The 22748-nt window shown below is 65.8% G+C and carries 20 protein-coding genes; 6 read left to right on the top strand and 14 right to left on the bottom strand.

Annotated elements, in window-relative coordinates; translation table 11 throughout:
• Window positions 1–158 precede the first annotated feature (158 nt).
• Entirely contained in the window at window positions 159–1409 is a 1251-nt protein-coding gene (locus ACZ48C_RS12875; RefSeq protein WP_318909941.1) for an ABC transporter substrate-binding protein, read from the bottom strand.
• Between the two features lie 377 nt (window positions 1410–1786).
• On the opposite strand from ACZ48C_RS12875, the gene ACZ48C_RS12870 reads away from it, so the two are divergent.
• Window positions 1787–2794: a LacI family transcriptional regulator gene (locus ACZ48C_RS12870; RefSeq protein ID WP_464782809.1), complete on the top strand. Its 1008-nt coding sequence runs from the start codon at window positions 1787–1789 to the stop codon at window positions 2792–2794.
• Window positions 2795–3015: 221 nt separating this feature from the next.
• Here the strand turns inward: ACZ48C_RS12870 and ACZ48C_RS12865 are convergent, their stop codons facing one another.
• Genes ACZ48C_RS12865 through ACZ48C_RS12845 form a run of 5 tightly spaced genes read right to left on the bottom strand, consistent with a single transcriptional unit; the run spans window position 3016 to window position 8951 of the window.
• Window positions 3016–4521, bottom strand: a complete 1506-nt coding sequence (locus tag ACZ48C_RS12865) for an aldehyde dehydrogenase family protein (RefSeq protein ID WP_464781325.1) — start codon at window positions 4519–4521, stop codon at window positions 3016–3018.
• Entirely contained in the window at window positions 4521–5300 is a 780-nt protein-coding gene (locus ACZ48C_RS12860; protein WP_464781324.1) for an enoyl-CoA hydratase/isomerase family protein, read from the bottom strand. The genes ACZ48C_RS12865 and ACZ48C_RS12860 overlap by 1 nt, the downstream gene beginning before the upstream one ends.
• Window positions 5293–6906: an acyl CoA:acetate/3-ketoacid CoA transferase gene (locus ACZ48C_RS12855; RefSeq protein ID WP_464781323.1), complete on the bottom strand. Its 1614-nt coding sequence runs from the start codon at window positions 6904–6906 to the stop codon at window positions 5293–5295. The genes ACZ48C_RS12860 and ACZ48C_RS12855 overlap by 8 nt, the downstream gene beginning before the upstream one ends.
• A gap of 6 nt (window positions 6907–6912) precedes the next feature.
• Window positions 6913–7914, bottom strand: a complete 1002-nt coding sequence (locus tag ACZ48C_RS12850) for a Gfo/Idh/MocA family protein (protein WP_464781322.1) — start codon at window positions 7912–7914, stop codon at window positions 6913–6915.
• A complete protein-coding gene (locus tag ACZ48C_RS12845) occupies window positions 7911–8951 on the bottom strand; it encodes a LacI family DNA-binding transcriptional regulator (protein WP_464781321.1) in 1041 nt (346 codons plus the stop codon). The genes ACZ48C_RS12850 and ACZ48C_RS12845 overlap by 4 nt, the downstream gene beginning before the upstream one ends.
• 265 nt (window positions 8952–9216) lie before the next feature.
• Between ACZ48C_RS12845 and ACZ48C_RS12840 the strand changes: the two genes are divergently transcribed.
• Together ACZ48C_RS12840 and ung are read left to right on the top strand one after the other, a co-directional pair.
• The gene (locus tag ACZ48C_RS12840) at window positions 9217–10383 is read left to right on the top strand and encodes a dihydrodipicolinate synthase family protein (protein WP_464781320.1); all 1167 of its coding nucleotides are present in this window, start codon (window positions 9217–9219) and stop codon (window positions 10381–10383) included.
• A 79-nt stretch (window positions 10384–10462) separates the two neighbouring features.
• A complete protein-coding gene (gene ung, locus ACZ48C_RS12835; RefSeq protein WP_464781319.1) occupies window positions 10463–11158 on the top strand; it encodes a uracil-DNA glycosylase in 696 nt (231 codons plus the stop codon).
• Window positions 11159–11351: 193 nt separating this feature from the next.
• Here ung and ACZ48C_RS12830 read toward each other — a convergent pair whose 3' ends face one another.
• The 6 genes from ACZ48C_RS12830 to ACZ48C_RS12805 form a co-directional block, all read right to left on the bottom strand.
• Window positions 11352–12302, bottom strand: coding sequence for a nucleoside hydrolase (locus tag ACZ48C_RS12830; protein WP_464781318.1), 951 nt, complete (start codon window positions 12300–12302; stop codon window positions 11352–11354).
• Between the two features lie 33 nt (window positions 12303–12335).
• Window positions 12336–13571, bottom strand: a complete 1236-nt coding sequence (locus ACZ48C_RS12825; protein WP_464781317.1) for an NAD(P)/FAD-dependent oxidoreductase — start codon at window positions 13569–13571, stop codon at window positions 12336–12338.
• A 103-nt stretch (window positions 13572–13674) separates the two neighbouring features.
• A complete protein-coding gene (locus ACZ48C_RS12820) occupies window positions 13675–14517 on the bottom strand; it encodes a metal ABC transporter permease (RefSeq protein ID WP_464781316.1) in 843 nt (280 codons plus the stop codon).
• Window positions 14514–15386, bottom strand: coding sequence for a metal ABC transporter permease (locus ACZ48C_RS12815; RefSeq protein ID WP_464781315.1), 873 nt, complete (start codon window positions 15384–15386; stop codon window positions 14514–14516). Before ACZ48C_RS12815 ends, ACZ48C_RS12820 begins: the two co-directional genes overlap by 4 nt.
• The gene (locus tag ACZ48C_RS12810; RefSeq protein WP_464781314.1) at window positions 15383–16243 is read right to left on the bottom strand and encodes a manganese/iron ABC transporter ATP-binding protein; all 861 of its coding nucleotides are present in this window, start codon (window positions 16241–16243) and stop codon (window positions 15383–15385) included. The genes ACZ48C_RS12815 and ACZ48C_RS12810 overlap by 4 nt, the downstream gene beginning before the upstream one ends.
• The gene (locus ACZ48C_RS12805) at window positions 16240–17130 is read right to left on the bottom strand and encodes a metal ABC transporter substrate-binding protein (RefSeq protein WP_119256576.1); all 891 of its coding nucleotides are present in this window, start codon (window positions 17128–17130) and stop codon (window positions 16240–16242) included. Before ACZ48C_RS12805 ends, ACZ48C_RS12810 begins: the two co-directional genes overlap by 4 nt.
• A 211-nt stretch (window positions 17131–17341) precedes the next feature.
• On the opposite strand from ACZ48C_RS12805, the gene ACZ48C_RS12800 reads away from it, so the two are divergent.
• The 3 genes from ACZ48C_RS12800 to ACZ48C_RS12790 all read left to right on the top strand — a co-directional run bounded on the left by ACZ48C_RS12800 (window position 17342) and on the right by ACZ48C_RS12790 (window position 20783).
• Window positions 17342–18022: a hypothetical protein gene (locus ACZ48C_RS12800; protein WP_464781313.1), complete on the top strand. Its 681-nt coding sequence runs from the start codon at window positions 17342–17344 to the stop codon at window positions 18020–18022.
• 138 nt (window positions 18023–18160) lie between these two features.
• On the top strand, window positions 18161–20275 hold the full coding sequence (glyS, locus tag ACZ48C_RS12795) for a glycine--tRNA ligase subunit beta (RefSeq protein WP_464781312.1): 2115 nt from the start codon (window positions 18161–18163) through the stop codon (window positions 20273–20275).
• A gap of 13 nt (window positions 20276–20288) precedes the next feature.
• Window positions 20289–20783 (top strand): 2-thiouracil desulfurase family protein, encoded by a 495-nt coding sequence (locus tag ACZ48C_RS12790; RefSeq protein WP_464781311.1) that lies wholly within the window; start codon window positions 20289–20291, stop codon window positions 20781–20783.
• Between the two features lie 101 nt (window positions 20784–20884).
• Here ACZ48C_RS12790 and ACZ48C_RS12785 read toward each other — a convergent pair whose 3' ends face one another.
• Together ACZ48C_RS12785 and purD are read right to left on the bottom strand one after the other, a co-directional pair.
• A complete protein-coding gene (locus ACZ48C_RS12785; protein ID WP_454631804.1) occupies window positions 20885–21343 on the bottom strand; it encodes a plant virulence effector HPE1-like domain-containing protein in 459 nt (152 codons plus the stop codon).
• Between the two features lie 105 nt (window positions 21344–21448).
• Window positions 21449–22720: a phosphoribosylamine--glycine ligase gene (gene purD, locus ACZ48C_RS12780; protein WP_464781310.1), complete on the bottom strand. Its 1272-nt coding sequence runs from the start codon at window positions 22718–22720 to the stop codon at window positions 21449–21451.
• Window positions 22721–22748: the final 28 nt, after the last annotated feature.

The following is a 22748-nucleotide window of genomic DNA, read 5'->3' as shown; positions in this document are numbered from 1 at the left end:
GTCGATACCACCGTTAGTGTGTGTTTGCGGCGGCGGGGCCGCGCCCCTCATCCGCCTGCCGGCACCTTCTCCCCGCAGGCGGGGAGAAGGATGTTGCCGTGGCCTCTCCGTCTGCCTCTCCCCGTGAACGGGGAGAGGGTCGGGTGAGGGGCAGTTGCTTACTTTGCAGCCTCGACGGCGGCCTTCAGTTCCGTCACGGCTTCCTCGGAGGAAAGCTCGCCGTTGAACTGGCGGGTCACGACGTCGTAGATCGCGTTCTTGACGGAGGCCGGATTTGCGTGGCCGTGCGCCATGGAGCCGAACAGCGTGCCGTTGGTGTTGGCTTCGGCCAGGTCCTTGATGGCCTTCTTGCCGCAATCGTCGAAGGCCTCGTCCGAGACGTCCGTGCGGGCCGGGGCCGAGCCCTTGACCACGTTGAAGGCCGACTGGAAGACCGGGTTCTCGATGGCCGAGGCCATGGCGAGCTGGGCCGGAACCTTGTCTTCGGCGACCTTGAACATCGCGAACTGGTCGGAGTTGAAGGTCACGGAGCCCTGCGTGCCCGGGAAGCGCATGCAGACGAAGTCGCCGCCCGGCTTCTTGCCGGCCTTGATGAATTCGCCCTTTGCCCAGTCGCCCATGAACTGCAGGCCGGCCTTGCCTTCGATGACCATGGCGGAAGCAAGATTCCAGTCGCGGCCCGAGAAGTTGTCGTCCACGTAGGAGCGCAGCTTCGTCATGCGGTCGAAGGCTTCCTTCATCTGGGCGCTGCCCAGCGTTTCCGGATCGAGGTCGATGAAGGCCTTCTTGTAGAAGTCGTTGCCGAAGGAGAGCACGACCGCGTCGAAGATCGTCGCGTCCTGCCACGGCTGGCCGCCATGGGCGACCGGCGTGATGCCCTGTTCCTTGAACTTGTCGAGAAGGGCGACGAGTTCATCCCAGTTCTGCGGCTCCTTGCCGCCGGCCTTGTCGAGCGCGGCCTTGTTGATCCACATCCAGTTGGTGGAGTGAACGTTGACCGGGGCGGCGATCCAGTGGCCGTCATACTTCGAGAACTGCTGCAGGGCGGTCGGGATTACCTTGTCCCAGCCTTCCTTGGCGGCAACTTCATCGAGATTGCCGAGCGCGCCTTCCTTGGCCCAGTCGAGAATATCGAAGCCGAGCATCTGCACCGCGGTCGGCGCGTTACCGGCCGTGACGCGGGCGCGCAGGACAGTCATGGCTTCCGTGCCGCCGCCGCCGGCAACCGGCATGTCGGTCCAGGTAATGCCCTTGGATTCGAGATCCTTCTTGAGAACGTCGAGCGCAGCGGCTTCACCGCCCGAAGTCCACCAGTGGAGGACTTCCACATTTTCGGCTGCGCGGGCGGCGGTGCCACCCATGCCCATCAGCACCGCAATGGCTGCAGTGGTCGTCAGAAACTTGCGCATCGTATTCCTCCCGTTTGCAAGTTCATGGGCGAGAGCCTCCTCCCGCCGATTTCCCCGAGGCCCGAAGGCGCGTCGGAATTTGGTCCATGGCTCAAAGCGCCGCGCCAATTTAAAACGTTGTAAATTTGCGGAGTCAAGCCGGGATGGAGTGCGGTGAAGGCTCTCTTGATAAATGCGGTAAATTCCGGAAGTGCAGGCATGTAAGCCATTCCGAACGGCTTTGTGCGGCGCACTGAAATCGTTTTAAATTCTGTGCGGCGCAAGATTGCCGAATGCCGGGCGCGTCGATATGGTGCCGCCCATTGACTGACGCCATCCGAAGAAGCGTATCCGTGTCCCGCATCGACAAGCCCGCCGACAACGATCCCGCCCGCAACATGCTTCGAGCCGGCAAGCCGACGCTGAAGACCATTGCGGAAATGACGGGACTTGCCATTACCACGGTTTCCCGCGCGCTCGGCAATGCGCCGCAGATTTCCGAGGCGACGCGCCGCCGGGTCCATGAGGTCGCCGCCGAAATCGGCTATCTGCCGGACCGCGCCGCCCAGCGCCTCAAGACCGGCCGCACCAATGTCATTTCCGTGCTGCTCGACCCGCATGAGGAAATTCTCGGCTTCGGCACGTCCATCATGCATGGCCTGGCGCGCGCCCTGCAGGCGACGCCCTACCACCTCATCGTCACGCCGAATTTCCTCGACGGCAGCAATGTCGATGCGGTCAACTACATCATCCGCAACGGCATGGCCGACGGCCTGATCTTCTCGCGCACTGAGCCATTCGATCCGCGCGTGCGGCTGCTTCTGGAAAACGGCTTTCCCTTCGTCACCCATGGCCGCACGGAATTCTCCACCCCGCATGCCTTCGTCGACTACGACAACTTCGCCTTCGCCTACGAGGCGACGAAGCGCCTGATCGCCAAGGGACGGCGCAAGGTGACGATCATCATGCCGCCGAAGCGACTGACCTTCCACCAGCACATGCTGCACGGCTTCATGACCGCCGTGCGCGAAGCGGGCGTCGCCTATGAGATTCCTGATACGCTCGACCTCGACAGCCCCGCCGACACCATCCGCGACACCATGCGCCGCCGCAGCGGCGAACCCGATCCGCCTGACGGCATCACCTGTCCCGGCGAAGTCTCCGCGCTCGCCACCATCACCGGCATGAGTGACAACGGCTTTTCGCTCGGCGTCGAATACGACATCGTCGGCAAGCAGACCTCGCGCCTGCTCAGCCAGATCCAGCCGAAGGTCGAGACCATCCATGAGGACCTGCCGGCGGCAGGCGAGGCCATGGGCCGGCTGCTGCTGCGGCGCATCGCCGGTGAGCCGGTGGAGGATCTCACCCTGCTGCAAAGCCCGCAATTCAGCTTCCCGACGCCGTGAGGCGCAGCGGTTGCCGCCTGCCGATCTCCCCCCTTGTGGGGGAGATGCCCGGCAGGGCAGAGGGGGGTGGAGCTTACCGCCTTCTGAAACGGTTCGGTTTGCCGCGCCGCCGCTACCCCCCTCTGTCGCCTTCGGCGACATCTCCCCCACAAGGGGGGAGATCGAGCGGCGCTTCCGGCGCTGCTCAATTTCCTCGCCTTCAATGGAGAAGATGTTTCGGTTCATCGCGGCATCCACCAGCCGGTGCGCGCGCCCATATGCATGTTGAGCGTCTTGGTTTCCGTATAGTCCTCCACCGCATGGCGACCGAGTTCGCGGCCGAGGCCGGACTGGCGGTAGCCGCCGAAGGGCAGTTCCGACGCGCCGTCCATGAAGGTGTTCATCCAGATCGTGCCGGCGCGCACCTTGCGGCCGATGGTCAGGCACGTATCGAAATCGCGGCTCCAGACGCCGGCCGAAAGGCCGTAGTCGATGGCGTTGGCGATGCGGATCGCCTCGTCCGTCGTCTCGAAGGTCAGCACGGAGAGGACCGGGCCGAACACTTCTTCACGGGCGACCGCCATCTCCGGCTTCACGCCCGACAGGATCGTCGGGGCCATGAACTGGCCGAGGCCGAGATCGAGTGCAGTCCCGCCGAGCGCGACGGATGCCCCGGCCTTCGCCGCGCCATCGACATAGGTGCCGATCTTTTCGAGATGCTGCGGCGTGATGATCGCGCCGACCTGCGTCGTCGGATCGAGCGGGTCGCCGACCTTCACCTTCTTCGCCAGTTCCGCGACACGCGCGGTCACGTCCGCTGCAATGGACTTGTGCAGGATCAGCCGCGAGCCGGCATTGCAGCATTCGCCGGCATTGAAATAGGCGCCGAAGACGGCGGCGTCGATGAACTCGTCGAGATTGGCGTCGGGGAAGACGATCTGCGGGTTCTTGCCGCCGAGTTCCAGCGACACCTTCTTCAGGGTCTGGGCGGCGTTCGCCATGGTCAGGCGGCCGACGCCGGTGGAGCCGGTGAAGGAGACCATGTCGACATCGGGATGCGTCGTCATCGGTGCGCCGACCTCGGGGCCGGTGCCGGTGACGATGTTGACGACGCCGGCCGGAACGCCCGCCTCGATGAGGATTTCGCCGAGAAGAAGCGTCGAGCCTGACGTCAACTCGGAGGGCTTGACGACCGTCGTGCAGCCGGCGGCGAGCGCGAATGGTAATTTCTGGCTTACGATCAGGAAGGGGAAATTCCAGGGCGTGATGATCGAGACCACGCCGATCGCCTCGCGCAGCACGACGCCGAGCGTGCCTTCGCCCAGCGTGTTGTAGCTCTCGCCGTGGAGATCGCGCGCCAGCGCCGCGGCATAGCGCCAGATATCGGCCGCGCCGCCAAGCTCGCCCTTGGCCTGGCTGATCGGCTTGCCGCTTTCGATGCAGTCGAGGAAGGCAAGCTCGTCGGCCTTCGCCGCGATGAGATCGGCGGCCTTCAGCAGGATATTGGAGCGCTCCGCGCCCGTCATGCGCGGCCACGGACCATTATCGAAGGCCTTTCGAGCGGCGGCGATGGCACGCTCGGCATCAGCCTTCGTGCCGGCCGGATAGCGGCTGACGACGACGCCATGACCCGGCGCGACGCGTTCGAGCGCGCTGCCGGTGCCTTCCGTCCATACACCGTCGATCAGCATGCGGAAATCGCGCGCCTTGAAATCGTCGAGCGCCTTGGGTTTCACATGCGCGGTCATTACCATTCTCCCTTGAAGTCTGCGGGGCGTTTTCCCGTGAAGGCGGCGACGCCTTCCTTGAGGTCCCCGGTCTTGGCGACGAGGATGGAGCCGAGGGCTTCCACCGCCGCGCCGTTGTCCTCGCCAGTCGCCACTGAAATCATCAGTTTGGAAATCTCCGTCGCCACCGGCCCGCGTGCGGCGATGCGCGTCGCATAGGTCCGGGCGGCCTCGACGGCCGTTCCGGTCTCAACGACCTGATCGACAATGCCGAGCGTTGCCGCTTCCGCCGCCGTCAGCACCTCGCCGCCCAGCAGCATGCGCCGCACCGCCTGCGCGCCGAAACGCTTCACCAGACGCTGCGTGCCGGACCAGCCGGGCACCATGCCGAGGCCGGCTTCCGGCAGGCCGATCTTCACCTGCGTCTCGGCGATGCGGATATCGGCGGCGGCGGCCAGTTCCAGCCCGCCACCCAGCGCATGGCCGTTGACGGCGGCGATCAGCGGCATGCGCAGCGTCGCCAGCCGCTCGAAGACGCGGTGGCCGAAGCGCACCCAGGCATGGCCGAATTCATTTGCTTCCATGCCCGCCCAGGCGCGGATGTCGCCGCCGGCGGAAAAGGCCTTGCCCTCGCCGGTGAGGATGGCGACGCGCACGGCCGCGTTGGCTTCCACCGTGTCGCAGGCGGCGGATAGCTCCTTCAGCATGTCGATGTCGAAGGCGTTAAGCTTTTCCGGCCGCGCGACGGATATCGTTGCGACGGGGCCGTCGATAGCGATGCGGATGCGCGGCTCAGCCATGGTTCGCCCCCGCAAGCCGGCGCGGTGCCTTGTTGGGCAATGTCAGGCCGATTGGTGCATCGGTGAAGAGACGCGCATCCATCACCTTGAGGTCCGGCGCGACGATGAGCGGGAATTCCGACTGGTCGAGTATATGCGTCTGGAGATCGACGCCCGGCGCGATCTCGGTGAGCACGATGCCCTCGGGCGTCAGCTTCATCACGCAGCGCTCGGTGACATAGGTGATGTCCTGTCCCTGCGCCACGCCGCGCGGGCCGGAGAAGGTGACGTGCTCGACGGCGTTGACCAGCTTCTTGAGCTTGCCTTCCTTTTCGATGACGAGCCTGCCGTCCGCAATGGCGAGCTTCGCGCCGGCATTGAACATGCCCGAGAAGACGACCTTCTTCGCCCGCGCCGTGATGTCGACGAAGCCGCCGCAGCCGGCCGTCACATGCGGGCGGAAGGAGAGTTTCGAGACATTCACCGATCCGTCCCTGCCGATCTCCAGGAAGGAGAGCAGCGAGGCGTCGAAGCCCGCGCCCTGGAAATAGGTGAACTGGTAGGGCGAGGGCATGAAGGCATCCGCATTGGAGGCGCAGCCGAAAGCGAAGTCGAGCAGCGGCACGCCGCCGACGGCACCCTGTTCGATCACCCAGGTCACCGCCCCGTGCAGGCCCTCTTCCATGAGGATGCGCGGCACGTTGGCGGAAATGCCGAAGCCGAGATTGACGGCGCTGCCGGCCTCAAGCTCCTCGGCCACCCGGCGGGCGATGACCTTCTGGATGTTGAATTCCGGGACGCGGAAACTGTCGAGCGGCCGGAAGATCTCGCCCGAAATGGCGGGATCGTAGAGCGTCTGCGTCGTCTGCTTCTGCTCGGGATCGACGACGATGTAGTCGACCAGAACGCCCGGCACGCGCACGTCATGCGGCTTCAACGAGCCTTCCTTGGCGAGGCGCTTGACCTGCGCAATGACGATACCGCCATTGTTGCGCGCGGCGAGTGCCTGGTCGAGACCACCGAGATAGGCGCCCTCGTGCTCGTAGGTGAGATTGCCGCGCTCGTCCGCCGTGGTGGCGCGGATGATGGCGACCTGTGGTGCGATGGCCTTGAAGTACAGCCACTCCTCGCCCGCAAAGGTGATCTTCTCGACGATAGCTTCGGTCGCCGCCTTGTCGTTCATCGCGCAGCCCTCGCGGCTCGGATCGACGAAGGTATCGAGGCCGACCTTGGTGATGACGCCCGGGCGCTTTGCGGCGGCCTCGCGATGCATGTCGAAGAGGATGCCGGAGGGGATGTTGTAGGCGGGGATCTCGTTGCCGGTGATCATCTGCCAGATCAGCGGCGGCTCGGAGGACGACGGGCCGGACGGATAGGAGCCGGCCAGCACCTTGGCGAGCAGGCCCTGCCTGGCGATGTAGTCGATGCCCTTGATGCCGCTCATGTCGCCGGCCGCGATGGGATGCAGCGTCGTGATGTTCCGCGGATGGCCGGTCTCGTCGAAACGCTCGCCGATGGCCTTCAGCGTCAGGTCCGGGCAGCCGAGGCCGGAGGAGGAGGAGACCGAGACGACGGCCCCGTCGGGAATGAGGTCTGCGGCCTCGCGCGGGGTGATATGCTTGCTCATGATGCTTCAGAATCCGGTTTCGATGCGGATGGTCTTGCCCGTGCGGGCGGCCTCGACGACGGCAAGGCCGGTCGCCAGCGACCAGACGCCGTCCTCGCCCGTGGCGGAGGGGCGGCCTTTGCTGGCGACGGCGGCGTGGAAGGCGGAAAGGGTGGTTTCGTAGAGGTTCCTGTGGTCGAGCGGCAGGTCGTGTTCGCCTTCCGCGTCGCGGAGCGTCACCGTGCCCACGGCGCGCTGCGTCATCACGTTGCGGCCGATCAGCGAGCCGTCCGTGCCGTGCACCTCAAGGCCCGTCTCGGCGAATTTCGTGGTGAAGCCGTCGTGGAACTGGGCGATGACGCCGTTCTCGAAGCGCAGCACGCCCATGACCGCATCCTCCAGCCCGGCCTGGCCCATGCCGCCGGCCTGCGAGAAGGCGATGGCCTCCACCGGGTCGCTGTCCAGCACGAAGCGCAGCGTATCGGCATCGTGCACGGTGATGTCGAGGATCACGCCGCCGCCGGCCTCCGGCTTGTCGAGCCGCCAGCCCTGCAGGTGCGGCGGCAGGTAGACAGCGTGGAAGACGCGGGCGGCAAGCGGCGTGCCGATGCGGCCAGCCTTGATGGCCTCGCGCATCTTCAGGTGCGTGGCGGCGTTGCGCAGATGATGGTTGGTCGCCATGACGACACCAGCATCCTTCGCGGCCTTGACCATGGTCCGGGCATCTTCCAGCGCCATGGCGAGCGGCTTTTCGCAGAGGATATGTTTGCCGGCCTTCGCGGCGGCGAGTGCCTGGTCGCGGTGCAGTTCATTGGTGGTGGAGATATAGACGGCGTCGATCTCGGGATCGTTCACCAGCGCATCGAGCGTCGTCACCGACTTCGCGATGCCCTGTTCGGCCGCGTAGGCCTTGCCGCGCTCGGCGCTGGTGCTCATGACTGAGACGACTTCGCCGCCCGTCGCGCGGATCGCGTTTGTCACCCATTCCTTCGCGATTGTGCTCGCGCCGATCAGTCCCCATCGTGTCATGCCGACATCCTCCTCGTCTTCTGGCCGGCGCCGCAGCTCTGGCGCACCACGAGGCGCACGGAGCTGACGATGGCCTCGGGCTCCACACGGCCCGCATTGATCTGTTTCAAGAGAAGCTGCGCCGCCCGCCGGCCCATGCCCTGCGGATCGACGGAAACTGTCGTTAGCGCCGGTACCGCGGTCTCGGCTTCGATCACGTCGTCGAAGCCGACCACGCCGAAATCGCGGCCGGGCTCCTTGCCCGCCGCGCGCAACCCGTCGCAGACGCCGAAGGCGGCCGCGTCGTTGAAGCAGAGCGCCGCCGTCGGCTGGTTCGCCAGCAGCAGGGCGCGTTCGATGGCCGAAACGCCGCCGGCGCGCGAGGCCGTCGTGCCGACGACCAGCGCATCCGGTGCTTCGAGGCCCGCTTCGGCCAGCGCGTCGCGCCAGCCCTGCACGCGCTCGGCAAAGACCGTCGTGTTGGGTATCCCGCCGAGGAAGGCGATGCGGCTGTGGCCGAGCGAGACGAGATGGCGAACCGCATCCTTCGCACCGGCATAATTGTCGGAAAGAAGCGAGGAGATCTTCGCACCCACCACGTTGCGCACCACGGCGACGACGGGAATGCCGCTCGCCGCGAGCGGCTTCAGGTCCGCCGCTTCCGTGCCGCGGGCGGGTGAGAGGATCAGGCCGGAAATGCCGTGCTCGCGCATGGAGGCGATGACCTCGCGCTGGCGATCGACGCTTTCGGCGGAATTCGACAGGAACTGCACATAGCCGGCCGACTGCATGACCATGTCCATGCCGACCGCCAGCTCCGCGAAGAAGGAGTTGGTGAGATCGTTGACGATGATGCCGATGATCCGCGAGGAGGCCGACTGGCGCAGGTTCGCCGCGCCCCGATTGTAGACATAGCCGAGCTCGCGAATGACCGCATTCACCCTGGCGCGCGTCGCCTCGTTGACGAGAGGGCTCGCCTGCAGGACGAGCGAAACGGTCGACTTGGACACGCCGGCGGCGCGCGCGATATCGACAACGGTCACCCGGCTCTTGTTCACGATCATCCTCCCTGCGCGGGGTGTAACGGCCCGCTTGTTGGTGGGTAATTAATTGGATCGTTCCAAATTTGTCAAGCGTGAATTGGGGTGAGGCGGCGTGGCGCCTTAGGTTGCCTTCTATCTTGATCGTGTGTTCAAATTGGCTGCCTTCGATGGGGCCTTTAGCGTATTGGCCTTTTCCGTGCACCTGGCGCTACCCTCAAAATCGTCCTTGAAATTTGGAACGATCTAAATTATTGCCCTTCTAAACCCTCGGGAGGACTCCATGCCGATCAGCCTTTCCCTACCGCGTGCCGATGGTGGCGTCGAAGCCTATGCCCTCGTGGGTACGCCGACAGAGCGCCCCGCCGCAGCGCCGCGCTTCAACCGCATCGCCTATGCCGCAGCCCATGTGGTTTCCGATCCGCGCCGCGACACGCGCCCATGGGAAGCGCCGGCCGTCGACTGGGAACGCACGATGGCTTTCCGGCATCATCTCTGGTCGCTCGGTTTCCGCATCGCCGAGGCGATGGACACCGCGCAGCGCGGCATGGGGCTCGACTGGGCCGGCGCGCAGGAGCTGATCCGCCGCTCGCTTGCCGAAGCGAAGACGGTGCCCGGTGCGGATCTTGCCTGCGGCGCCGGCACGGATCACCTCAACCCCGCCGATGCCCGTTCGCTGGATGACGTCGTCAGGGCCTATGAGGAGCAGATCGGCTTCGTCGAAAAGCATGGCGGCCGGGCGATCATGATGGCGAGCCGCGCGCTGGCCCGCATCGCGCAGTCGCCGGACGATTACCGCAAGGTCTATGGCCGCATTCTCGGCCAGGCGAAGGACAAGGTCGTGCTGCACTGGCTCGGCGATATGTTCGATCCGCAACTTGGTGGATATTGGGGCTCCGACGCCTTCGAGCCGGCGCTCGATGCGGTGCTTTCGATCATCGAGGAGAACCGCGACAAGGTCGAGGGCATCAAGATCTCCCTGCTCGACAACGCCTGCGAAGTGGCGCTGCGCGACCGGCTGCCGGAGGGCGTACTCTGCTTCACCGGCGACGATTTCAACTATGCCGAACTGATCGAGGGTGACGGGCGCAGATACAGCCACGCGCTGCTCGGCATCTTCGATGCGGTCGCGCCGCAGGCCTCCAAGGCGCTGGCGTCTCTGGCGGCGGGCGATGTCGCCACCTTCCGCGCCGTCATCGAGCCGACCGTGCCGTTATCACGGAAAATCTTCGAGGCGCCGACGCAGTATTACAAGGCTGGCGTCGTGTTCCTGGCCTGGCTGAACGGCCATCAGGATCATTTCACGATGCCGGCCGGCATGCAGTCCGCCCGTGGTGTCCTGCACTATGCCGACGTGTTCCGACTTGCCGATCGGGCGAATGTGCTCGATAGGCCGGAGCTTGCCGCCGCGCGCATGAAAAACCTCATGGCGGTGCTCGGCGTCGCCTGAGATTAGCTGTGGATGACCGGCGGTTTGGCCGGTCCTTACCGCCGCGCGGCGCTAAACTCTCCTCGTCAAGGAGAGAGCGATGGCAGCGACGGACGTAAAGATCGGAGAGAGCTGGAAAGCGCCGCTCGCGGCGGAATTCTCCAGTCCCTACATGGCCGAGCTGAAGAGCTTCCTGCTGGAGCAGAAGCAGGAGGGCCGGCGCATCTTCCCGAAGGGAGCGGAATATTTTCGCGCGCTCGACCTGACGCCGCTCGACGAGGTGCGCGTCGTCATCCTCGGGCAGGATCCTTATCACGGCGAGGGGCAGGCGCATGGCCTGTGCTTCTCCGTGCAGGCGGGCGTTCGCATTCCGCCCTCGCTCGTCAACATCTACAAGGAACTGGAATCGGACCTCGGCATCCCGCCGGCCCGCCATGGTTTTCTCGAACATTGGGCGCGGCAGGGCGTGCTGCTGCTCAACAGCGTGCTGACGGTGGAGATGGGCCGCGCGGCCTCCCATCAGGGGCGTGGCTGGGAGCGTTTCACGGATGCGGTCATCCGCGCCGTCAACGAGCAGGAAAAGCCCGTCGCCTTCATCCTCTGGGGCTCCTATGCGCAGAAGAAGGCGGCATTCGTCGACCAGAGCCGCCATCTCGTGCTGCGCTCACCGCATCCCTCTCCGCTCTCAGCGCATAACGGCTTCTTCGGCACGCGACCGTTTTCGCAGGCGAACGAATTTCTCGAAAAGCACGGCCGCACGCCGATCGATTGGCAATTGCCGGCGACGGCGGGCTGACGGGGTAGGGGTTACTCCCTGGGCTGCCCCTCATGCCCCTGCCGGGACCTTCTCCCCGCAAGCGGGGAGAAGGGGGCGTTGCACCGGCTTCCTCAAGCCATCATGAAGGCAGGAAACCCTTGCCTCCTGCGCTCCTCGCCCCGCTTGCGGGGAGAGGATGCCGGCAGGCAGGTGAGGGGCGGCTACGCCCGCCTCACCGCACCAGCGTCTCGTCCAGCAGCGCCATCACCTTTTCCGCATCGATACCGATGCAGGCATGCTGGCTCGGCAGGCCGTCCCAGTTGCCGGGCGGGAAGCTGCGGGCGTCGGGCTTCTGGATGGTCTGGCCGTCGGCGATGCCGCCGGCGACGACGCGGATCGCGCCGGGGCGGGTGGTGAAGAGGCCCGGTGCGACGAGATAGATGCAGGCGCAGCTATCGTGCACCACCATGCCCTCGTCCTTCACATGCCGGCCGTAGAAATCGATATAGAACTGCGAGATGTCGGAGAGCAGCTTGAGGTGCTTGCCGTTCTTCGCGGTCAGCTCGGCGAGGCGCTTGCGCGTCATTACGGTCTTCATCGTCACGTCGAGACCGACGACGATCACCTTCCACGGCGCGGTCATCACCACGTCGGCGGCTTCCGGGTCGCCGTGGATATTGGCCTCGGCGGCGGGCGTGATGTTGCCGGGCACGTCGAAAGCGCCGCCCATGATGATGACCTGCTTGACCAGACCGGCAATCTCCGGGTCTTCCTTCAGCGCATAGGCAAGGTTCGACATGCGGCCGACGGCGATCAGCGTCACCTCGTCGGGATTGGCACGCACGGTCTCGATGATGTAGCGGTGCGCCGGGCGCGGATCGACGGGCAGGTCGATCGTCTCCGGCACATCGATATTGCCGAGACCGTCATGGCCGTGGATCATCACCGGCCAGTCGGTGGGGTTGCGCATCGGGTTGTAGGTCTTGCCCTCGCCGCGGGCGACCGGCGCGTCGATGCCCCATTCACGCTTGAGGAACAGCGCGTTGCGCGTCGTCGTCTCGATGGCGGCATTGCCGAAGACGGTGGTGATGCCGATCAGGTCGATTTCCGGATGGTTGTGCAGGAAAAGCAGCGCCATGGCGTCGTCGACGCCGGGATCCGTGTCGAAAATAACCTTATGCATGGTCGGTTTCTTTCTTTTTATTGTTCTGGGAACTTACTGGAAGCGGGCGATGGAGAAGGGGGCGAGCGCGGCGTCCGTCTCGCCGGAGAGGAGACGCGCGACATGGCGGCCGGTCGTCGCCGAAAGCGTCAGGCCGACATGGCCGTGGCCGAAGGCAAAGGCGATGCGCGGGTCGCGCGGATGGAGGCTGATGACGGGAAGCGAATCCGGCGTGGAGGGACGCCGGCCCATCCATTCCGTGCCGCCTTCCTCCTGGAGATCGGGCACGTAGCGGCGCATCTTCTTTCGCATGGCGGCGGCGCGCCTGTAGTTGGCGGGGGCTTCGGGCGAGGCGAGTTCGACCGCGCCGCCGATGCGCAGAGCATTTTCGAAGGGCGTGGCGACGAAGCCGTGCTCGGAGAAGAAGACCGGCATTTCCAGCGTGGTCGAAGGATTCATGAAGGTCGTATTGTAGCCGCGCTCGGTTTCCAGCAGCACTTTCAGCCCGAGATCGGCGACGAAGCGGCGTGACCAGACGCCCGAGGTGATCGCCAGCTTGTCGAAGGTGAATTCCCGGCCGCCCTCCGTGCGCACGACGATGCCGTTTTGCGCCTGCGCCACCGAGGAAACGGTGGCGTCGAGCAACGTCGCGCGTTCGCGCAGCGCCGCCTGCAACCGACGCAAGAGGGTCAGCGGATATTCGAAGGTCTTGTAGCCGTCGTTGAAGACCGCGCCGGCAAAGGCGCCCTGCAAGGCCGGCACGCGGCGGCGGGCCTCTTCGGCATCCAGCTTCTCGACATTGCAGCCGAGCAGCTTCGCATTCTCCGTCTCGTGAGCGAACGCCTTGTCGCGCGCCGCAGTGCTGTCGAAGACCGTCAGCGCGCCGGTGTCGCGGATATGGCCGGAAATGCCGGCCAGAGCGCCGAGATGGGCATGGTCGGCTTCCGCCGTCTTCATCAGCGTCAGAAGGGCGGCGCGGCCTTCCGCCACCTTGCCGGGGCGGGCGGAGAGCAGGAGGCGGACGAGCCAGGGCGTGAGCGCCGGCAGGTCCTGCCAGCGCAGCGTCAGGGGGCCCAGCGGGTCGAGCAGCCATTTCGGCACGGAAAGCAGCATGTCGGCCCGGGCGAGCGGGTCGATCTCGGGCACGGCGAGGATGCCCGCATTGCCGACCGAGGCCGGCAGGCCGCCCGCGTCCCGTTCGAGGATCGTGACGCTATGGCCCCGTTCCATGAGATTGAGCGCTGTGGCGCAGCCCATGAGGCCGCCGCCGACGATACCGATATGCGCCATGCCGTCCCGTTGCGTTTGTGTTGATTTCGGCCGAAGCAGGCTGGCCGTTCGCGCCGGACGTTAGACGGAAACCGGCCCTCTGTCGACAGAAGGCCGGTGGCTCTCAGGCCGCCTGCGCGGGCCGGCGGTTCTGCAGCATCCGTCGGATGAAGGCGATGACGAAGAGCATCGCCATCAGCAGCACGATGGTCGGCGCGGGGGCGCTGTCGATCATGAAGCTCAGCCAGATGCCGCAGAAGGACGTGCCGAGCGCGACGGCGACGGCCACCATCAGCATGCTCGGAAAACGCCGCGTGAGGAGGGCCGCGATGGCGCCGGGAGCGACCAGCATGGCGACGGCGAGGATGATGCCGACCGCCTTCAGCGCGCCGACCACGACGAGCGAGAGCACGGCGAGAAGGCCGTAATGCAGGAGACGCACCGGCAGGCCGATGGCCGAGGCATGCTGCCGGTCGAAGGCCTGCACCAGAAGGTCCTTGCGGAAGAGGAGGATGAAGGCGGTCGAGGCGCTGGCGATGGCCACCGTCTCCACGAGGTCGGAGGTGGCGATGCCGAGCATGTCGCCGAAGAGGATATGGTCGAGATGGATATCCGGCTGGATCTTCACATAGAGCACAACGCCGAGGGCGAACATGCCGGAAAAGACGATGCCGAGAATCGTGTCTTCCTTCACCCGGCTGTTGTCCTTGAGATAGCCGGCAGCGAGCGCGCAGAAGAGGCCCGCGACGAAGGCGCCGGCCGCGAAGGGGAGGCCCAGGACATAGGCGATGACGACGCCGGGAAGCACGGCATGCGAGACCGCATCGCCCATCAGCGACCAGCCCTTCAGCACGAGATAGCAGGAGAGCAGCGCCATCGGCACGGCGATGATGAGCGTCACCAGGAAGGCGTTCTGCATGAAGGCGAGCTGGAAGGGCAGGAGCGCGAGTTCGAGCGTCTCGTTCATGGCGTGCTGCCTTCCGTCGTCTCGAGCGCCTGCCTGCCCCTGCGGCGCGCGGCGATGAGGCCGTGCTTGGGCGCGAAGAGGAAGGCGAGGAGGAAGATCGCCGTTTGCAGGACGACGATGATGCCGCCGGTCGCGCCGTCGAGGAAATAGGAGAGATAGGCGCCGGTGAGACTCGTGCCGGCCCCGAGCGCGGCGGCGATGACGATGAGGCGCTGGAAGCGGTCGGTGAGGAGATAGGCCGTCGCGCCCGGCGTCACCACCATCGCGACGACGAGGAAGGCGCCGACCGTCTGCATGGCCGCGACCGTCGAGGCGCTGAGGAGGGTGAAGAACAGGATCTTCAGGCCCGTCGGGTTGAGGCCGATGGAGCGGGCATGGTTCTCGTCGAAGAAGGCGACCATCAGGTCCTTCCACTTGAAGAGCAGGATGGCGAGCGTGACCGCGCCGATGATGGCGAGCTGGATCGTGTCCTCCCGCGTGACGGCGAGGATGTTGCCGAGCACGATGGTCTGGATGTTCACCGGCGTCGGCGAGAGCGAGACCATGAAGAGGCCGAGGCCGAAGAAGGAGGAGAAGATCATGCCGATGATCGCATCCTCCTTGAGTTGCGTCTGGCGGTTGAGGAAGAGCATGGCGGCGGCGGCGAGCCCGCCGGACAGGAAGGCGCCGGCGGCGAAGGGCAGGCCGAGCATGTAGGCCCCGGCGACACCCGGAACGATGGAATGCGAGAGCGCATCGCCGATCAGTGACCAGCCCTTGAGCATCAGATAGGCGGACAGGAAGCCGCAGATGCAGCCGACCAGCGCGCTCACCCACATGGCGTTGACCATGTAGCCGTAGCCGAAGGGTTCCAGCAGCGCGTCGATCACGGTTTCTTCTCCTCGCCATAGATGACGAAGGGGCGCTCGTCGTCGGTGATGACCTTGACCGAGCGCCTGTCCTCGTCGTCGTGCAGGTCGCGGCCGCCGAGGATGAAGTGGCGCAGCACGCCGCCGAAGGCGCGCTCCAGATTGGCTTCGGTAAAGGTCTCCGCCGTCGGGCCGGAGGCGATGACGGTGCCCTTGACGAAAACCGTGCGGTCGCAGAAATCCGGCACGCTGCCGAGATTGTGGGTGGAGACGAGCATGACGCGACCCTCGTCGCGCAGCTTGCCGAGCAGCTCGATGATCTGCTCCTCCGTGGTCACGTCGACGCCGGTGAAAGGCTCGTCGAGCAGGATGACCTGTCCCTCCTGCGCCAAGGCGCGGGCGAGGAAGACGCGCTTTCTCTGCCCGCCGGAAAGCTCGCCGATCTGGCGCTTGCGGAAGCCGGCCATGTTGACGCGGGAAAGCGCCTCCTCGACCATCTCGTGGTCGCGTTTTGTCGGGATGCGCAGCCAGTTCATGTGGCCGTAGCGGCCCATCATCACCACGTCCTCGACGAGCACGGGGAAGGTCCAGTCCACCTCCTCGGCCTGCGGCACATAGGCGACGAGGTTCTGCTTCAGCGCCTCGCGCACGGAAAGGCCGAGGATCGTCACCTTGCCTCCCGCGACCGGCACGAAGCCCATGATCGCCTTGAAGAGGGTGGACTTGCCCGCGCCGTTGACGCCGACCAGCGCGGTGATCGTGCCCTTCGGCACGGAGAAGCTGGCATGGCGCAAGGCCGTCAGGCCGTTGCGGTAGGTGACGGTCACGTCCTCGGCGACGATGCCGTCGACCGTCTTCGGCTTGCCGCCCATCCTCATTGCGAAAGACCTTTCACGATGGTTTCGGAGGTCACGCGCAGGAGGTCGAGATAGGTCGGCACGGGGCCGTCCGCCTCGCTCAGCGAGTCGACATAGAGGACGCCGCCGTAAGCCGCGCCCGTTTCGGCGGCGACCTGCCTGGCGGGATCGGCGGAAACGGTGCTTTCGCTGAAGACGACATGGATATTGTGCTCGCGCACCGCGTCGATCACCGCCTTCACCTGCTTCGGCGTGCCCTGCTGGTCGGCGTTGATCGGCCAGAGGAAGAGCTCCTTGAGGCCGAAATCGCGGGCGAGATAGGAGAAGGCGCCCTCGCTGGTGACGAGCCAGCGCTTTTCCTCCGGCAGTGCGCCGATCTTGGCCTTCATCTCTTCGCCCAGAGCCTTGATCTTCTCGCCATAGGCCTTGGCGTTGGCGTCGTAGGTCGCCGCATTGGCGGGGTCGAGCGCGCCGAGCGCCTTGCGGATGTTCTCGACATAGATCAGCGCATTGTCCGGCGACATCCAGGCATGCGGGTTCGGCTTGCCCTGATAGGGGCCTTCCACGATGCTCATCGGCGCGACGCCGTCGCTGACCGTGACGTTCGGCACGTCGCCGAGATTGGCGAGGAACTTCTGGAACCAGAGTTCCAGGTTGAGGCCGTTCCAGAGCACGAGCTTGGCGTCCTGCGCCTTCAGGATATCGCGCGGCGTCGGCTGGTAGTTGTGGATTTCCGCGCCCGGCTTGGTGATGGATTCCACCGTGGCCGCATCGCCCGCCACATTCGCCGCGATGTCGGCGATGATTGTGAAGGTCGTCACCACCTTGGGCTTTTCCTGCGCGAAGGCGGGGGCGGTGGCGAGAAGCGGCAGGCTGAGAAGCAGGGCATTGAAGGAACGGCGGAGCATCGGCTCTCCTGAGCTGCTTTTGCGAATGAGTTGCAATAAAATATAGAGCGGTTTTGCAGCCTGTCAACGCAATTGCAAATCATTCGCAGAAATGGCCCGAAATCGGACAGGCGGGTTTAAAACTTCCGAAACGCCCGCAGGCTACAGTGCGGCACGTTCGCGCGCTCTCGGCGCGTTCCCTGTTCTGCGTTCAAAGAGAAGTTCGTCGCCCGTGAAGTTCCTTCCGACCTCGTTCCGCCTGTCCCGGAAGCTGCTGATCATCGCCGCCGGCGTGCTGGTCCTGACCGGCGCCTCGGGCGCTGCCGCGATCTTCGTCGGGCGCGACGTGCTGCTCGGCCCGTCGACGGAGACGGTGTCCGGCGCCGCCTGCACGACGGTGACCACCGTGCGCCTCGAACAGGACGGCCAGCAATGGCTGCGCAAATATGTGCGCTCGGATGCCACGGACGGCGAGGTGCGCGTCAAGACGGCGCTGCGCGTCGCCGGGGCCGTCTCGAATGCCGAGGACGCCGATCTCTACCAGATCATCCTGATCGATGCCGCCGGGCCCGAATATCGCGCCGACATGCGCGGCCGGGCCATCGGCGCGGAAGTGCTCTTCGCCCGCGATCCCTCCGCCGTTCCCGGCATGAGCGCGCCCTTCGTCGCGCGCTATACGGATGGCGTGCCGGCCGCCAACGGGGAATTCTACGGCGAGCGCAAGGAGCTTTCGCTCGACGAGATCAAGACCATCGTCACGGCGATGAAGGAACGGGCGGACTGCATCGACCCGAATGCGGTCGAGACGGCGGCCTCCGGCCATGGCGAGGCCAAGGAGGAAGGCGGCCATGGCGCGGAAGGCGAGCATGCCGCCGCCGAAGGCACGCACGAGGTCGCGTCCAGCGGTCACTGACCGCGCTCGTCTCTGCCAAACGGCATATTTGCCGTTGTACAGCACCACCTAACTTTGCTAGCAGAGAGCACGATTTTCACCCCATACCGGCACGCTCGTGCCGACCCTTCCCGAGAGGGGAGGGTGAGGAAAGTTGACATGCCCGATCTCCTGCTTGAACTCCGCTCCGAGGAAATTCCCGCCCGCATGCAGCGCAAGGCGGCCGGCGACCTGAAGAAGCTCGTCACCGACGCGCTCGTCGAGGCTGGCCTCACCTATGAAGGCGCGCGCGAATACTGGACGCCGCGCCGCCTGACGCTCGATATCCGCGGCCTCAACGCCCGCTCGAGTGATGTGCGCGAGGAGATCAAGGGCCCGGCAACCTCCGCCCCCGAACAGGCAATCCAGGGCTTCCTGCGCAAGGCGGGCCTCGGCTCGGTTTCCGAAGCGCATGTGCATTCCGACCCGAAGAAGGGCGACTTCTACGTCGCCCATATCGTCAAGCCGGGCCGTACGGCGGACGAGATCATCGCCGAGGTGATGCCGGGCATCATCCGCAATTTCCCCTGGCCGAAGTCGATGCGCTCGGGTGCGGCCTCTGCAAAACCCGGCGCGATGCGCTGGGTGCGTCCGCTGCAATCCATCGTCTGTACCTTCGGCTCGGAGACGGAGGAGACGCGCGTCGTGCCCTTCGAGGTCGACGGGCTTACTGCCGGCAACGTCACCTACGGCCACCGCTTCCATGCGCCCGAGGCCATCACCGTGCGCCGCTTCGAGGACTATGTCGCCAATCTGGAGAAGGCGAAAGTCGTGCTCGATGCCGAGCGCCGCAAGCAGATCATCGCGACGGATGCCAATAACATCGCCTTCGCGAACGGCCTTGAACTCGTCGAGGACGAGGGCCTGCTGGAGGAGGTCTCCGGCCTCGTCGAATGGCCTCAGGTGCTGATGGGCACCTTCGACGAGGAGTTCCTGGCGATCCCCTCGGAGATCATCCGCCTCACCATCAAGACCAACCAGAAATGCTTCGTCACCCGCAAGCCGGGCGCCGACACGCTCTCCAACCATTTCATCCTGATCTCGAACATCGAGGCGAAGGACGGCGGCAAGGAGATCGTGCATGGCAACGGCAAGGTGGTGCGCGCCCGTCTTTCGGACGCCAAGCACTTCTGGCTGCGCGACCAGCACGACCTGCCCGACCTCGACACGCTGAAGGCGTCGGCCGAAAAGTTCGGCCTGGACCTCAAAAAGCCGCTCGACCAGCGCATGGCCAAGCTCGACGCGCTCAACGTCACCTTCCATGCCAAGCTCGGCACGCAGGGCGAACGCGTCACGCGCATCCGCAAGCTCGCTGCCGAGCTTGCGAAGGTCACCGGCGCCGATACCGCCCTCGTCGACCGTGCCGTGGTGCTCGCCAAGGCGGACCTGCGCACGGAAGCCGTCGGCGAATTCCCGGAACTGCAGGGCATCATGGGCCGCAAATATGCACTCCTGCAGGGCGAGGACGCCGCCGTCGCCGAAGCCATCGAAGACCACTACAAGCCGCAGGGGCCGTCCGACCGCGTGCCCTCGGGCAAGGTGGGCCTCACCGTGGCGCTCGCCGACAAGCTCGACACGCTGATCGGCTTCTGGGCCATCGACGAGAAGCCGACCGGCTCGAAGGACCCCTATGCGCTGCGCCGCGCCGCCCTCGGCGTCATTCGCATGCTCTTGGAAAAGAACATCCGCCTGCCGCTCCTTTCCGTCGCGAAGGACCCGGACCTTCTCGCCTTCTTCCATGATCGCCTGAAAGTCTATCTCCGCGACATGGGTGCGCGCCACGACCTCATCGATGCCGTGCTGACGCCGGAGGCCGACGATCTCCTGATGGTCGCCCGCCGCGTCGAGGCGCTGACGGCCTTCATCACCTCCGAAGACGGACAGAACCTGCTCGCCGGTACCAAGCGCGCCACGCAGCTTCTCGCCTCCGAGGAGAAGAAGGGCACCGTCGTCGAGGGCGCCGTCTCGGCCGCCCTTCTGAAGCTCGATGCCGAAAAGGCGCTTCACGCTGCCGTGGAAACCGCCTCGAAGGATGCGGCCGCGGCCGTCGCCGGGGAGGATTTCCGCTCGGCCATGGAAGCGCTCTCGATGCTCCGCGCACCGGTGGACCAGTTCTTCAACGACGTCCTCGTCAATGACGAGGACCCGGCCATCCGCGCCAACCGCCTCGCGCTGCTCTCCGCCATCCGCGCGGCGACCGGCACGGTCGCGGATTTCTCCAGGATCACGGGGTAAGGGGCGGGCGCTGGTGGCCGGCAAGATCCTCATCAGCGCTTGTCTCGCCGGTCTGCCGGTCCGCTACAACGGATCGGCCAAGCCGCTCGTCCATGCGGCCGTCGACCGCTGGATGGCGGAGGGGCGGCTGGTGACGCTCTGTCCGGAGCTTGCGGGCGGCTTCCAGGTGCCGCGGCCGCCGGCGGAAATCGAGAACGGGCTCGATGGCGACGACGTGCTCGACGGACGGGCGCGGGTGCTGGAGATTTCCGGCGGGGACGTGTCCGCCGCCTATATCGACGGCGCGCGCATCGCGCTCGACGTCGCGCGAAAGCACGATTGCCGCCATGCGCTTCTGATCGACGGCAGCCCGTCCTGCGGTTCCGGTTTCGTCTATGACGGCTCGTTTTCGGGTAGCCGGCATGCCGGGCAGGGCGTGACGGCGGCGCTGTTGCGGCGCAGCGGCATTGCCGTCTATTCCGACCGCGAGGTCGACCGGCTCGTCAGCGATATGGGGGAGAGCGGCTGATACGCGTGCGCCCCTGCTTGAGGTCAGGGGCGCAGACGTCCGCTTTCGCGGATTCCTGTCAGCCTGGAGGGACTGAGAGGCAGGGCCTCGCTAATATGGGGTCAATCCAGCCGAAGTTCAAATTTTCCCGGATCAAACTCGCGTGAAGAGGCGATCGCGGCCGTTTTCGCATGCCGTGCCGCGCCTTCGTCGAGCGCGCCGGTCTGGGTGCCGGCATCCACGGTCACCGCATTCTCTTCGGTGTCCGTGCTTGCGGCCTGCGTGGTCTCTGCCGGCGCCTTGCTGACGAAGACCACGGGCGAGCCGCCCATCCAGGCTTCCGTGCGGAAGATCTTGCGCTCGCCGTTCTCCTCGCGGACCTCGACCTTCTGCGTGCCGGGCGCGATAGCGTCGACATGATAGGTCGCGGCCTTGATCTTGGGCTTCAGCGCCGGGCAGTCGCCGCACCGGATCGTCTCGATGCTGTCCGCCGAGACGGCATCCTCGACGGGACGGATCGAACCCGCAAGGGCGGGGGCGGCAAGAAGCGCGAAGGCAAGGGTCGGCAACAGGATACGCATCGACGGTTCTCCTCATCGGTGAGGGGAGAATAGCGCCCGTCGGTTACGAGCCCGTCAGGGGAAATGGTAAAATTTGATGAAACGGCGTTTTTCCGCCGGTTGCCGTCAAGCCGTTTCGCGGGCGACGGCGCGCCAGCCGATGTCGCGGCGGCAGAAGCCGTTTTCCCATTTCACCCGGTCGAGCGCCGCATAGGCCGCCTTTTGCGCCTCGGCGACGGTCGGCGCGACGGCGGTGACATTCAGCACGCGCCCGCCGGTCGCCACGAGCTGGCCGCCCTTCAGCGCTGTGCCGGCATGGAACACCTTCGTCGCGGCGTCGTCGGCCGGCAGCGATAGGATCGGCGTCGCCTTCTCGTAGGCGCCGGGATAGCCCTTCGAGGCCATGACCACGGTGAGCGCGGGGTCGTCGCGCCATTCGGCGGAAACCTTGTCGAGCCGGCCGATGGCGGCGGCATGGAGGATCGGCAGCAGGTCGCTCTCGAGCCGCATCATCAGCACCTGGCACTCCGGATCGCCGAAGCGCACGTTGTATTCGATCAGCTCCGGACCCTTGGCGGTGATCATCAGGCCGGCGAAGAGCACGCCCTGGAAGGGATGGCCGTCCGCCGCCATGCCGCGGATCGTCGGCTCGATGATCTCCTTCATCGTGCGCTCGACCATGCCGGGCGTCATTACCGGGGCCGGCGAATAGGCGCCCATGCCGCCGGTGTTCGGGCCGGTATCGCCGTCGCCGACGCGCTTGTGGTCCTGCGCGGAGGCGAGCGGCAGCGCGTTCACGCCGTCGCAAAGGCAGAAGAAGCTCGCTTCCTCGCCGTCGAGGAAGGCTTCCACGACGACTTCCGCGCCGGCCGCGCCGAAAGCGCCGTCGAAGCAGTCGTCGACGGCGGCCAGAGCCTCGGGCAGCGTCATGGCGACGGTCACGCCCTTGCCGGCGGCAAGCCCGTCCGCCTTGATGACGATCGGCGCGCCCTCGGCCTCGATATAGGCTTTGGCGGAGGCGGCGTCGGTGAAGCGCTGGTAGGCGCCGGTCGGGATGTCGTATTTGGCGCAGAGGTCCTTGGTGAAACCCTTGGAGCCTTCGAGCTGGGCGGCGGCGGCCGAAGGCCCGAAGACATCGATGCCGGCCGCGCGCAGCACGTCGGCAAGGCCCGCGACGAGCGGGGCTTCCGGGCCGACGACGACGAAGGAGATGCCGTTCTCGCGGCAGAAGGCGGAGACCGCCGCATGGTCCTCGATATCGAGGGAGACCAGCGTCGCGCATTCGGCGATGCCGGGATTGCCGGGGGCGGCGTAGAGCGTGGTGAGGAGGGGCGATTGCGCCAGCTTCCAGGCAAGGGCGTGCTCGCGTCCGCCCGATCCGATCAACAGAACCTTCATGCCCGTACCCTCGACCTGATGCTTGTTG

This window comes from Shinella sp. 1A1 (genome assembly GCF_055379515.1).
The sequence above is the reverse complement of the archived record's forward strand: the minus strand, read 5'-3'. Positions and strand labels throughout refer to the sequence as shown.